Source organism: Franconibacter daqui, assembly GCF_014644275.1.
Lineage (GTDB): Bacteria > Pseudomonadota > Gammaproteobacteria > Enterobacterales > Enterobacteriaceae > Franconibacter > Franconibacter pulveris.
In genome coordinates this window covers 323,291-336,671 of record NZ_BMKJ01000005.1, presented here as the reverse complement: position 1 = coordinate 336,671, position 13,381 = coordinate 323,291, and the positions used below count along the sequence as shown (strand labels likewise).

Here is a 13,381-nt window from a genome sequence, read left to right as displayed (position 1 = left end):
CGAAGACGCGCTCGCGCCGGCAAAGGTGAATGACAGGTCTGACGCGGGCGGCGCTGCGGAAGTCTCGCAGCGTTGCCTGTCACCCTGCCGCGTATAGCCCCCTTCGGGCGGACTACGCACAACATCTCAGCCAACCCCGCAGTTAAGTCAACCAAACAAAGGTCATTCGCTATGAAAAGAAAACTATTAGCCCAGGCCATTGGCATACTGAGCCTGTGCGGCGCGGCGGCCCCGGCGCTGGCGCTGGAAGCGTGGAATGGACAGGAAGGCGGCGATACGTATCAGGTTATTTTCGCCGGCAACGTGTATAGCAACGCCTGGTGGGTCGGCGCCAGCAACTGCCCGACCTCCGACGACCCGAGCAACCCGTGGCGCCAGGTACGCGCCGCGACGGCCATTGAAATTACCCAATTCGGCAACCCTTCAAACTGCGATATTGCAAGCGGCGCGCCCGCGACAAAGCTGCCCGATTACAGCAGCGCCCAGAGTTACCAGAAAGATGACAAAGTTTCTAAAGATGGCGTGAGCTATAAAGCGCTGATGCCCATTCCGCCCTCCTCGTTCGCGCCCGGCGAACCGAACCCGTGGATGGCGTATGTCGCCGTGCCGCAGTGGCAGGCGGGCAAGGTGTATCAACAAGGCGATGTGGTGATGGTGAACGGCCAGGGCTACAAAGCCTGGTTCTACAACGTCGACCAGGATCCGTCAAAAGAGCAAAACCAGAACCCCACCGGCGACAACAGTCAGCCCTGGAAGCCGCTTGGCACGCTGAAGGTATGGACCGATCAGGAGCTGGCGAGCGCGCCGACGCTGGATGTACAAAAACTGTACCCGGCCGGATCGCTGGTGAGATTCCAGGGGCAGCCTTACGTTTCGCTCGCCACGGTGCAGCATGTGCAGCCGAGCGATCCTTCCCCGTGGGGCATTTTCATTGACTGGGCAGGCACCAAAGAGCGGGTCGGCACGCCGAAGTCGGAGTGGCCTGCGCACGTTTACGCCCCGTATGTCGACTTCACCCTGAATACCATTCCCGATCTCGCCTCGCTGGCGTCGAGCAAAAAGATAACCCACTACACGCTGGCGTTTATCGTCGCCAAAGATGCGAACACCTGTCTGCCCACCTGGGGGACAGCCTATAACATCAACGATTACACGCAGTACAGTAAAATCAAGGCGCTGCGCGACGCAGGCGGCGACGTGCAGGTCTCTATCGGCGGCGCCAACAACTCGCCGCTGGCCGCAGCCTGTAAAAACGTCAACGACCTGCAACAGCACTACTACGATATCGTCGATAACCTGAATCTGAAGGTGCTGGATTTCGATATCGAAGGCAACTGGGTCGCCGACCACGAATCTATCCAGCGGCGCAATACCGCGCTGAAGATGGTTCAGGAGCGCTGGAAACAGGAAGGCCGCAAGGTGGGGCTGCTGTTTACGCTGCCTATTTTGCCGACCGGCCTGACGCCGGAAGGCATCTATGTGCTGGAAGACGCGAAAGCCAAAGGCGTGGAATTGACCGGCGTAAACGTCATGACCATGGATTACGGCAACACCGTTTGTCAGTCTTCCGGTAAAGAGGGGCAGAATATTCACGGCAAATGCGCCACCTCCGCTATCGACAACCTGTTCCAGCAGGTGAAGAAGATCTGGCCGGAGAAGAGCGACAGCGCGATTAACGCGATGCTCGGCACCACGCCGATGATTGGCTACAACGACGTACAGGGTGAAACTTTTTACCTCTCCGATGCGCGCCTCGTCATGCAGCAGGCGCAGGAGCGGCAGCTTGGGATGATAGGCATCTGGTCGATAGCCCGCGACCAACCGGGACAGCAAGGTTATGTCGGCCCGGAAAACAGCGGCCTGACCGCCCAGCAGGCGCCGCTCTATGCCTTCAGCGACGCCTTCTCGCCGTTCACTTCGGCAAGCAGCAGCAGCGGCGGCGGTAGCCAGCCGACACCAACCCCAACGCCAACACCGTCTAACGTTGCGCCTGTGGCTAACGCCGGGGTTAGCCAGACGGTGCAGGGCGCGCAGGCGGTTACCCTTGACGGCTCCGGCTCAGCCGACGCGGACGGCGATACGCTGACCTACCAGTGGCAGCAAACCAGCGGGCCGAGCGTAACGCTCAGCAATGCGAATCAGGCGCGCAGCACCTTCACACCGCCTTCTTCGCAGCATGCCGAGTATGGCTTCCGCCTGACGGTCAACGACGGGCAGCACAGCGCCTATGCGGACACCTCAGTCACGGTGCTGGAAGCGTCTCAGCCCGTCGCGCCCACGATTAATCTGGCCTCCTCCTTCCAGGGACAAAGCGGCAGTACTATTGTGGTTACCGCCACCGCCGCCGACCCGGACAGCAGCAGCGAACAATTGCGCTGGAGCTGGACGGTGCCGAGCGGAATTGGCCAGGTTACGGGGCAGGACAGCAATACGCTGACCATCGTCGCTTCGAACGTCACCGCCACGCAGTCGTTCCCGCTGGCGGTAAGGGTAACTGACCAGAGCGGCCTGAGCGCTAACGCGTCGACCACGCTGCAGATAAACCCGCTGCCGCAGCCCTCAGGCGGCGACTTCCAGTACGTTTATCCGCAGAACATTAGCCAGTACAAGGCGGGCACTCGCGTGAAAGGTAAAGACGGCAATATTTACGAGTGTAAACCGTTCCCTTATGCCGGCTGGTGTAAAGGCGCAGCCTGGTCATACGCGCCGGGCGCAGGTCTGAACTGGGCTGATGCCTGGATCAAACGTTAATCAGAAGTCTGCCCAGGGCGCCGCGCGCGGCGGCGCCCTGTCAGTCAGGAGAAAAGCATGAAAGCCTGTTTCGCATTGCCGCTTTACGCCGTGAGCCTGATGGCGCAGGCTACCTGCTGGGACGAGGCGGCTTACTATTTTAATCTCGACCCGAAGCTGCTTAACGCCATCGCGCAGGTGGAATCGGGCATGAACCCTGAAGCGATAAACGTCAACACGAACGGCAGCTATGACGTGGGGCTGATGCAAATCAACAGCACCCATTTTGCGCGATTGCGTAAGCTTGGCGTTGATGAAGTTTTGCTGATGCAGGATCCGTGCGTGTCGGTGCTGGTCGGCGCCTCCATCTTATCGCAGATGGTAAAAACCTACGGCTATACCTGGGAGGCCATCGGCGCGTATAACGCAGGCACCAGCGAAAGCCGCCACGGTTTGCGTATGCGCTATGCCTGGAAAGTGTGGCAGCGCTATCAGCGCTTAAAGGGATTATAACCGGCAAGCGCTTTCCCACCGGTTATGTTATTAACAGGCTCGCTAAAACCCACTCTCTGAATTTTCTGTCGCCACCGGTTTTAGCGAGAAGCGATTATGCGCTCTGTTTTTGATAGTCCGGCGCCGGCAATTTAATATTCTGATCGACGCCCTGATAATTCACCTGAATATGATCTTTGCTGATGCCGGTCACCCGGGCATTTTCGTACCCTTTCAGCGTTTCCCCGACATGATAAATAACCTGCTCGTTTCCTTGTTTAACCACCGTGGCGGAAAGATCTTTATCATCGCTGAAAATAATACCGCTGATATCCAGCGCCAGCTGCGGCGCGCTTGCCTGAACGTCAGGCGTGGTCGGCGCCGCGTTAAAGAGCGCAAGCGTGACGGGCGCTGCGGGCGTACTGGCCACGACCGGGGCGGCTGCAAGCTGCTCGCGCGTCTGCGACCAGCTCAACCAGCCGCTGGCGGTCTGCGCCACTCCGGCCAGAGCGATAATGCCGCATAACGCCGGCGCGAAATATTTTTTAATAGCAGGGGTCATCATATTCTTCACTATTTAAATTTAAGCTGGAATTATTGCCGTAATTCACTTGAGGATTTACGGCGTCATATTTAATGAGAGAATTCTAACAACCCCGAATTTTATTAGCCAGCGAATCATTCACCAGCACAATAAATCAAAAAAGGACCTTTTCCTTAATTAATAGAAGAAGTTAACCAAAAAGGAACAATTAAGCAGCGCAGAATTCGACTTTCAGAAAGAGTGAATAAATAAACCGGGATGATATTGCGGCCGGTTAACAGCCAGCCGCCTCGTTACGATTAACTGCCGGTGCGCGCCACCGCATCGCGGCTCGCCAGCGCCCGCTCGTCGCCGGTCAACTCGCTTAAATGGCCCTGGCGCATCTCCAGCAGACGGTCTGCGTGAATAAAATAGTGATCGTCGTGGCTGATGGCGAAGATGGTTTTACCCATCTGCTGCATCAGCGGCAGCAGTACCTGATAAAACTCGCGGCGGAAATGAGGGTCCTGATCCGCCGCCCATTCATCCAGCAGGATAATATCGCGATCTTCCGCCAGCGCCAGCAGCAGCGCCACGCGCTTTTTCTGCCCTTTCGAAAGCTTAAGGTTAAGAATTTTGCCGTTATCCAGCTCCAGCTTCCCGGCCATTTTCAGCCGGTTCAGCCACGCGTCCACCAGCGCCGGGTCGGCCTCTTCGCCCTGCGGCCCCAGCAGCTTGTCGAAAAGCCAGACGTCGGTGAAGACCGCCGAGAAGTGCTGGCGATAAGCCTCCATTTCGCTTGCGGCAATCACCTCGCCATCGAGCAAAATGTCGCCGCTGGCAGGCTCATAAAGGCCGGTGAGCAGCATGGCGAGCGTGGATTTGCCGCTGCCGTTGCCGCCAATCAGAAACAGCAGTTCGCCGCGCTTGATCGTAAGATTCAGCGGCCCAACGCCGAAGCTGCCGTCGCTGTATTTAAAGGTGACGTCGCGAAGCTCAAGCGTTTGCCAGTCGGCAAACTTTTGCGGGCGTTTAAAGGCGGGCTCGTAATCAGCCAGCTGGAACTGCTTCAGTTTGTTAAACGCCACCTGAGCGGTAAGCAGCGTCGGCAGCGCCCCCATGGCGGAAAGCAGCGGCGTGCGTAAAAAGAGCAGCGCCAGCGAGTAGGTCGCCGCCACGTTGGTATCGGCCCAGCCAAGACCGTTCGCCATCCAGAACACCAGCCCAATTACGCCAAGCATCATGATGTTGGACCAGTTCACTGCGCTCAGATGGAAGGTGTCGGCGCGAATAATGTGCTGGCGGTAGCTTTGCGCATCCGGCTTGTAAACCTGGTCGAAAATGTATTCGGCGCGCTCGCGGTTGAGCGCCAGCTCCTTACGCCCTTCCAGCAGGGTCTGGAAGTCGTTGTAAAGGCTCTCTTCCACTTCACGAAGCGTGGCGATGTGCTTATAAACGCGCTGCACCAGCAGGTAGCCTATCCACAGCGTGATAGCTATCCACACGGCGGTGACCAGCAGCATTTTCGACGACAGCCAGCCTAAGTAAACGGCGCTGCCGATCGTCAGAATTATCCCCTGCACCAGCTCCGGCAAACGCACAAAGGCGACCGTGATATTACGAACGTCGCTGGTAAGCCCCGCCAGCAACGTGGCGCTGCCGAGCTTTTCCACTTGTTCAACCGGCGTATCCATAATGCGCTTGATGAATTCGCTGCGCAGGCGATAAACAAAATGGTGGCCGAGCATCGTTAACGCCAGCTGCGAGGCGAGCGTCACGGCCATCAGCAGCAACAGCAGGCCGAGAAACGCCGGCAATACCGCAAGCGATAAATCGACGGTCGCGATGAGACGTTGGTTAATAAAAGCGATAAGGCCAATACCCAGCGCGGCGCTGGCGAGGCTTAACGCCAGCACCAGCACAAACGGCAGACGGTACTGGCGCCAGACAAGGCGCAGAAGTTCCATAAAAGCGGCTACCCACAGAAAACAAAACAGCGAGCAGTTTAAACGGCGCGAACGCGACGGCAAGAATAATTCTTATTTTTATTCGCCGTCGCCCGCCTGGCGGAAGGTAAGGTTGTAACGCCAGGGCCCGGTATCGGGATGACAGCCAGGCTTCAACGGCTGGACGCCATGATAATAAAGGCGCGACGGCCCGCCCCATACCACGACGTCGCCGTGCTCAAGCAGCAGCCTTTTAACCGGATCGCTGCGCTTGAGGCCGCCCCACTGAAACACCGCAGGCAGCCCAAGCGAGACGGAAACAATGGGCGCGCGCAGGTCAGGCTCGTCCTTATCCTGATGCAGCGAGAGCTTCGCCCCCGGCGCGTAGCGGTTAATCAGACAAGCGTCCGGCTGGAAATCGGAATAGCCTGCCGCCCGGGCCGCGTCGTCGCAAAGCGTGCGAAAGGCGGGCGGCATTTCAGGCCAGGGTTTACCGTTAAGCGGGTCGTGATGCGCGTAGCGGTAGCCGCTGCGGCTGCTGGTCCAGCCGAGCGGGCCGCAGCTGGTCATCGCCACCGACATGGTATAGCCGCCCGGCGTAACCATCTGGCGAAACGGCGACTGCGCCGCCACCTGCGCGATAGTCGCCAGCAGTTCAGCGGCGGTGGCGAAGGCGAACCGGCGCAATATCACCGCGCCGTCATCAAGCGGCTCCCGCCAGGGTGGCTGGTCGGCAAACAGATCCATTAGCTCTCCTTTTTCTTTATTTTTGCTTCGCGCGCCAGCAATGCGGCCTTGCGCTCGACGCCCCAGCGGTAGCCCGAGAGCGCCCCGTCGCTGCGCACAACACGGTGACAAGGGATCGCCACCGCCAGTTTATTGGCGGCGCAGGCGCTCGCCACCGCCCGCACGGCGCCAGGCTTGCCAATCTTTTGCGCCAGTTCGCTGTAGCTGAGCGTGCTGCCGGCGGGAATGGCGCGCAGCGCCTGCCAGACCTGCTGCTGAAAGGCGGTGCCTCGAATGTCGAGCGGCAGCGTCCACTCTCCTGCCGGTGCGTCAAGAAACGCCACCACCTGCGCGACGCGGTCGTGAAAATCGGTGTCCTGCGAAGGTTGCGCATGGGGAAAGAGCGTTAATAGCTCGGATTCAAGCCGCTCGCGGCTTTCGCCAGGCAAAATAGCGCAGACTCCCCGTTCGCTTTGCGCCACCAGACACAGGCCCAACTGGCAGGAAACTATCGTCCAGTCGACCGGGGCGCTTTCGCCGCCGCGTAAATATTGCCGCGGCGTCATGCCAAGCGCCGCGTCGGCTTCGCGATAAAAAGCGCTGCCGGAGGCATAGCCGGAGGCGTAAATCGCCCCGGTCACGCTCTCACCGTCGCGCAACGCCTTACGCAGCTTTTGCGCCCGCAGCGCCTGCTGCCAGGCTTTGGGTGTAAGCCCGGTTACCGATTTAAACAGCCGATGAAAGTGGTAAGGACTCATCGCCGCGCTTTGCGCCAGCTCCGCGAGGGTTAACGGGGCGATGCTCGTCTCCATTTGTCGGCAGGCGGCGGCGATACGCATCGCCTTCTGCTGCTGCGGCGGCGTCTTATCGGGCTGGCAGCGCTTGCAGGGACGAAACCCCGCGGCCAGCGCGCCGGCGGCATCGGGGTAAAAACGAACATTGTCGCGCAGCGGGCGACGGGCGCGGCAGGAGGGACGGCAGAAGATGCCGGTGGTCACCACCGCGAAGACAAAGCGCTCGTCCGCACGGGCATCGCGGCTTTCCACCGCCTGCCAGCGCGCCTGCTCAGACGTAAAATCGTCGCGTTTCATAACAGACTCCTCTTTTATAAGGTAGCCCTACTCTGCCCTTACGGCACGCGTGAAAAACCCGCCTTCTTGCTTTTTAATTTTTATCACTCAGCAGAAAAGCGTGAAACGACGGCGACATCCAGGCCGAGAACCCGTCCTCCTCTTTAGTGACCAGATAGACCGCAAGGCCCTCTTTCAGCGCCACCGCTTTGGCTTTCTCCGGCCCCAGGACCATGAGCCCGGTATCCCAGCCATCCGCCTCCAGCGCCGTGGGCGCGATAACGGTCGCGGAAACCAGCTTATGGGTGATTGGCCGTCCGGTGGCGGGGTCGATAACGTGCGAAAGCCGTTTACCGTCGAGCTCATAGTAGTTGCGGTAGCTGCCGGAAGTGCTGATGCCGTGGCCGTTAATATCGACAATCGCCTGAACGGCGTTTTGCTGGTCGGTCGGCTTCTGGATAGCCACGCGCCACGGCTGCCCCTGCGGGTTGTCACCCCGGCTTGAGAGCGCGCCGCCGACAGAGACCAGATAGCGGCTTATCCCTTCGCGCTCCATCAGGCGCGCCAGACCATCGGCCGCGTACCCTTCGCCGACGGTTGAAAGGTCCACATAAAGATCCGGCAGATCTTTTTGCAGATACTGCTGTCCTGCGCGGTTTATCACCGAAAGATGCTGCAGGCCGGTGCGCGCCTTCGCCGCCGCGATTTGTCTGTCATCCGGCGTTTTCACCGGCTGCTTGTCGGGGCCGAATCCCCATAAATTCACCAGCGGGCCGACGGTGATGTCCATAGCGCCATCGGTTTTTGCGCCGATGCGCAACGACAGCGTCACGATATCGCTCATCGACTCGTCCACCGGCCAGGGCTGCGTGCTGCGGGAATGGTTAAAGCGCATCAACGCCGAGTCGTTTTTCCAGGTAGAAAGCCGCTGGTCGTCGCCGTCGAGCTGCGCCTGGATTTTCTTGCGCAACTCTTCTGCGCGCGCGCGTTCAATGCCCGCCAGACTTACGCGCCAGAACGTGCCCATGGTTTTGCCTTCCAGCACAAGGGGCTGCGCTTCGGTTGATGATGAATTGTCGCAGCCGGCAAGAAGTAATGCGCAGGCCATAAGGCTCGCGCAAAGAGAGTGAAACTTCATTTTATATCCTCAAACTTACGCGGCGACAGGGTACAACAAAAGTGGGCGACGTTGGCGGCGGAGCAATAAAAAAGGGGCCCGCAGGCCCCTTACGCAGATATACAAGCTTAGAACTGGTAAACCAGGCCCAGCGCGACGATATCGTCAGTACCAATGCCGGTGGCACGGGTAAAGTCGTTGTCGTCCACCAGGTTGATTTTGTAATCCACATAGGTGGACATATTTTTGTTGAAGTAGTAGGTCGCGCCCACATCAACATATTTCAGCAGATCCTGATCGCCGTAACCGCCTTCGATGTCTTTACCTTTGGACTGCAGGTAAGCCACGGACGGACGCAGACCAAAGTCGAACTGGTACTGCGCAACCACTTCGAAGTTCTGCGCTTTGTTAGCAAAGCCATAACCCGTAGTACGACCGCTGCCGTTAGACGTACCAAAACGGGTAGCGTTGTAAGTCTGAGAGTACTCCGCCGCCAGGTAGATGTTGTTAGCGTCGTATTTCACGCCGCCGCTATACACATCAGCACGGTCGCCGTTACCGTAAACGCCCGCCGCATTCTGGTCAGCGGTACGCTTGGAGGAGGTAGCTGCAGCGCCGATAGCGAAGCCTTCGCCCAGATCGTAGGTCAGAGATGCGCCGTAGCCGTCGCCGTTCTGTTTCAGCAGGCTGCGGCCGCCAGCCACGTCGTTCTCACCGCTGACGCTGCCGTTTTTACCCTGATACTGCAGCGCGAAGTTCAGACCATCAACCAGACCGAAGAAATCGGTGTTGCGGTAGGTTGCGAAGCCGTTGCCGCGCTGCTGCATGAAGTTATCCGCGCCGTAGGTGTCGCCGCCGAATTCCGGCAGAACGTCGGTCCAGGAGGTCACATCGTAGATAACGCCGTAGTTACGACCGTAGTCGAAAGAGCCCGCGTCGCCGAATTTCACGCCCGCGAAAGCCACACGCGTCCAGGCGTTGTTCGAGGTTTCCGCGTTGTTACCCTGAACCTGGTACTCCCACTGGCCGTAACCGGTGATCTGGTCGTTAACCTGGGTTTCGCCTTTGAAGCCAATACGCATGTAGGTCTGATCGCCGTCGTTACCCGCGTCGTCAGAGAAATAGTGCAGACCGTCAACTTTACCGAACAGATCTAATTTGTTGCCGTCTTTGTTATAAATTTCAGCCGCCTGTGCGGTACCTGCTACCAGCAGAGCTGGGATCAGGAGGGATAGTGCTTTAACTTTCATCTTATTAACCCTCTATTGTTATATGCCTTTTTATTTGCCACTGCGTACTGACGCTTTTTAGGTCAGCCGGCGAAACCATTCTCCGCAAAAAATCGGAAGAATCCAACGCGAATATGATACGAAAACTTTGAAGATGTATCTTTTGTACCTGTAGGTGTAACCAAATATTAATAAGAGGGAACTTTTTATTCGCACTAATTGCTAAAAACATCCGCACTAAATATCAAAAAACATAAAATAAAATATATAAATCATGAACATAGTGCATGATATTTTTTACCGCACTGATTGCCAAAACATCTGGCGCGTTCGCGACTAAAATTACTCTCGCTATCATCATTAACTTTATTTATTACCGTCATTCAAATCTGAATGTTCGTTTTACCCCTATTATATCCGGATGCACGCATCCGGTTTTTTTTTGCTGAATTTACCCGCCTCGTTATTTCCCCACCATATTGAGATAAATCTTAACGACTATTAAACAATCAACTTAGGGTTTAAGGTAAATTTCCTGCACATACTCTATAATTGCTTGTTTGTTATTTAGTGCTTTTCCGTCTGGCTTAATCGCAACCGCTCGCTTTTCATCCTCACTCTGTTTTTTTATTACACAACGTGCCAAGGCGTTACGCCTTGCGCAGCCGCTTTTTATTTAGCGCAGTTATCATCCATCTGGAAAATCATACGTTTCGCTTTATACTGCATGATTTGCGATACTGGCGAACGTCCGGAAACGCCCTGCCCTTTGCCGCCCCGTGCTGTAACAGTGAGACGTTTTCCCGATACAGGCAGCAAGCAGAGTTCTTTTTGATGACGGCGTATGGCCGGTGGATTGCACACAACGATGAGTCAGTCAGACGCGATGATCCCCAACAAGTTTTCCCTGATGCCGGGCAGCATTACCCGTTTCTTTTTATTGCTGATCGTGGTGCTGCTGGTCTCGCTGGGCGTAATGGTGCAGAGCGCGGTTAACGCCTGGCTGAAAGACCGAAGCTATCAGATAGTGGATATCACCCGCGCCATGCACAAACGGGTCGATACCTGGCGTTACGCCACCTGGCAGATTTATGACAATATCGCCGCCTCGCCTTCCGCCCCTGAAGGCGCCAACCTTCAGGAAACCCGGTTACGTCAGGATGTCTATTATCTGGAAAAGCCGCGCCGGAAGACCGAAGCGCTGATTTTCGGCTCTCATGACAGCTCTACGCTGGAGATGACTCAGCGCATCTCAACATACCTTGATACGCTGTGGGGCGCTGAAACCGTGCCCTGGTCGATGTACTACCTGAACGGCCAGGATAACAGCATGATCCTCATCTCTACCCTGCCGCTGAAAGATCTCTCCTCCGGCTTTAAAGAATCTTCTGTCGGCACTATTGTCGATTCTCGCCGTGCGGAAATGCTGCAACAGGCTAACGCACTGGACGAGCGAGAAAGCTTTTCGCCGCTGCGCCGTCTTGCCTGGCAAAACGGCCTTTACTTTACGCTGCGCACCACCTTCAACCAGCCCGGGCACCTCGCGACCGTGGTGGCGTTTGATTTGCCCATCAACGATCTGATCCCGCCGGGCATGCCGCTGGAAAGCTTCCGCCTTGAGCAGGACAACAGCCAGGCCACGTTGTCCGGTACGGACAAAGAAACGCCCGATAGCGTCACCATTAACTTCAACAGCTCGCGCATCGAAATCGCCTCGCCGTTGAGCTCCACCAGTCTGCGACTGGTATGGGAAGTGCCGTTCGGCACGCTGATGATGGACACGCTGCAAAACATTTTGCTGCCGCTGCTGCTGAACCTGGGCCTGCTGGCGCTGGCGCTGTTCGGCTACACCACGTTTCGCAACCAGCCTGCGCCCCGCGCCCAGGAAACGCCGGGTGGCAATAATAAAGAACTGCATATGCTGCGCGCGTTAAACGAAGAGATTGTCTCTTTGCTGCCGCTCGGCCTGCTGGTGCATGACCAGGAAACTAACCGTACGGTTATCAGCAATAAGATTGCCGATCACCTGTTACCGCATCTTAACCTGCAGAACATCACCTCAATGGCGGACCAGCACCAGGGGGTGATTCAGGCGACGGTGAATAACGAACTTTATGAGATTCGCCAGTTCCGCAGCCAGGTCGCTTCGCGCACGCAGATTTTTATCATTCGCGATCAGGACCGCGAAATTCTGGTGAACAAAAAGCTTAAGCAGGCGCAGCGTCTGTATGAGAAAAACCAGCAGGGCCGCGTTGCCTTTATGCACCACATGGGCGAAGCGCTAAGCGCGCCGGTGAAGCAACTGGCGGAGCAGGCTACCGCACTGCATACCCAGGAAAGCCTGGCGCTTGCGGATCAGGCCGACCGCATTGTGCGCCTGGTGGACGAAATCCAGCTGGCGAATCAACTGGAGGCGGATAACTGGAAGAGCCACAGCAGCGCCTTCGTCATTCAGGATCTTATTGACGAAGTCGTGCCGGAAGTATTGCCCGTTATCAAACGCAAGGGGTTGCAGCTGCTTATCAATAACCAGTTGCCCGCCAATGAAGAGCGCCATGGCGACCGCGAAGCGCTGCGTAAGATCGTACTGATGCTGCTGCACTATTCCGTGACCACCACGCAGATGGGCAAAATCACGCTGGAGATTAGCGCCGAAGAGCATGAGAAGGAGCGGCTGCTGCTGCGCATTCTCGATACCGGCGACGGCATTCATAACGCAGAAATTGATAACCTTCACTTCCCGTTCCTGAACGACACCACGGGCGACCGCTTCGGCAAGGCGAACGGCCTGACCTTCTGGCTGTGCAACCAGCTGGCCCGCCGTCTTGGCGGCAGCCTGAACATTAAATCGCGTCAGGATCTCGGCACCCGCTATTCTCTGCACGTTACGATGGCGGCGGAGCCGGTTGATGAAACCGAGCGTGAAGAAGGCCTGCTGGATGACGTGGTAGCGATGGTGGATGTCACCTCCAACGAGGTGCGAAATGTGGTGGTTCGCCAGCTTGAACAGTGGGGAGCGACCTGCATCACGCCAGATGAAAGACTGGCAAGTCAAGAGTTTGATATCTTTTTAACAGATAATCCGTCTAATCTTACTGCCAATGGCCTGCTTTTAAGCGATGATGAGGACGGCGTGAAGCGAATCGGTAACGGTAAGTTCCGCGTCAATTTCAACATCAGTAATGCTATGCAGGAAGCAGTGCTACAACTTATAGAGGAGCAGCTGGCACAGGAAGAAGTTCCCGAGTCACCTTTGGGCGGCGATGAGAATACGCAGCTCCATGCCAGCGGCTATTACGCGCTGTTTGTCGACACGGTACCGGACGATGTTCAGAGGCTGTATACTGAATCAGCAGCAGGCGACTTTGCTTCGCTTGCGCTGACAGCGCATCGCCTGAAAGGGGTGTTTGCGATGCTGAATCTGATACCCGGCAAGCAGCTATGTGAAACGCTGGAGCATCACATTCGCGAGAATGATGCACCAACCATAGAAAAATATATCAGCGACATTGACGCTTACGTCAAAAGCTTGCTGTAGCAAGGTAGCC

Annotated in this window: 9 protein-coding genes; 3 read left to right on the top strand and 6 right to left on the bottom strand. The window is 56.8% G+C overall.

What is annotated here, in order from left to right; all coding sequences use genetic code 11:
- The first annotated feature begins 171 nt into the window (after nucleotides 1–171).
- Nucleotides 172–2,751, top strand: coding sequence for a PKD domain-containing protein (locus tag IEX01_RS21755; RefSeq protein WP_188724232.1), 2,580 nt, complete (start codon nucleotides 172–174; stop codon nucleotides 2,749–2,751).
- A 57-nt stretch (nucleotides 2,752–2,808) separates the two neighbouring features.
- Complete coding sequence (iagB, locus tag IEX01_RS17205; protein ID WP_024556261.1) at nucleotides 2,809–3,243, top strand: type III secretion system invasion protein IagB; 435 nt, start codon at nucleotides 2,809–2,811, stop codon at nucleotides 3,241–3,243.
- 94 nt (nucleotides 3,244–3,337) lie between these two features.
- Here iagB and IEX01_RS17200 read toward each other — a convergent pair whose 3' ends face one another.
- The 6 genes from IEX01_RS17200 to IEX01_RS17175 form a co-directional block, all read right to left on the bottom strand.
- Nucleotides 3,338–3,784: a type II secretion system protein N gene (locus IEX01_RS17200; protein ID WP_188724231.1), complete on the bottom strand. Its 447-nt coding sequence runs from the start codon at nucleotides 3,782–3,784 to the stop codon at nucleotides 3,338–3,340.
- Between the two features lie 281 nt (nucleotides 3,785–4,065).
- Nucleotides 4,066–5,712 carry a multidrug ABC transporter permease/ATP-binding protein gene (locus IEX01_RS17195; RefSeq protein ID WP_024556259.1) on the bottom strand — a complete coding sequence of 549 codons (1,647 nt, stop codon included), beginning with the start codon at nucleotides 5,710–5,712 and terminating at the stop codon, nucleotides 4,066–4,068.
- 78 nt (nucleotides 5,713–5,790) lie between these two features.
- Nucleotides 5,791–6,438, bottom strand: coding sequence for a DNA oxidative demethylase AlkB (alkB, locus tag IEX01_RS17190; RefSeq protein WP_188724230.1), 648 nt, complete (start codon nucleotides 6,436–6,438; stop codon nucleotides 5,791–5,793).
- Nucleotides 6,438–7,508: a bifunctional DNA-binding transcriptional regulator/O6-methylguanine-DNA methyltransferase Ada gene (gene ada, locus IEX01_RS17185; RefSeq protein WP_188724229.1), complete on the bottom strand. Its 1,071-nt coding sequence runs from the start codon at nucleotides 7,506–7,508 to the stop codon at nucleotides 6,438–6,440. The genes alkB and ada overlap by 1 nt, the downstream gene beginning before the upstream one ends.
- Nucleotides 7,509–7,581: 73 nt before the next feature.
- The gene (gene apbE / locus IEX01_RS17180; protein WP_188724228.1) at nucleotides 7,582–8,625 is read right to left on the bottom strand and encodes an FAD:protein FMN transferase ApbE; all 1,044 of its coding nucleotides are present in this window, start codon (nucleotides 8,623–8,625) and stop codon (nucleotides 7,582–7,584) included.
- A gap of 107 nt (nucleotides 8,626–8,732) precedes the next feature.
- Nucleotides 8,733–9,854, bottom strand: a complete 1,122-nt coding sequence (locus tag IEX01_RS17175) for a porin OmpC (protein ID WP_024556255.1) — start codon at nucleotides 9,852–9,854, stop codon at nucleotides 8,733–8,735.
- Nucleotides 9,855–10,719: 865 nt separating this feature from the next.
- Here IEX01_RS17175 and rcsD point away from each other — a divergent pair.
- Nucleotides 10,720–13,371: a phosphotransferase RcsD gene (rcsD, locus tag IEX01_RS17170; RefSeq protein ID WP_034882303.1), complete on the top strand. Its 2,652-nt coding sequence runs from the start codon at nucleotides 10,720–10,722 to the stop codon at nucleotides 13,369–13,371.
- Nucleotides 13,372–13,381 lie beyond the last annotated feature (10 nt).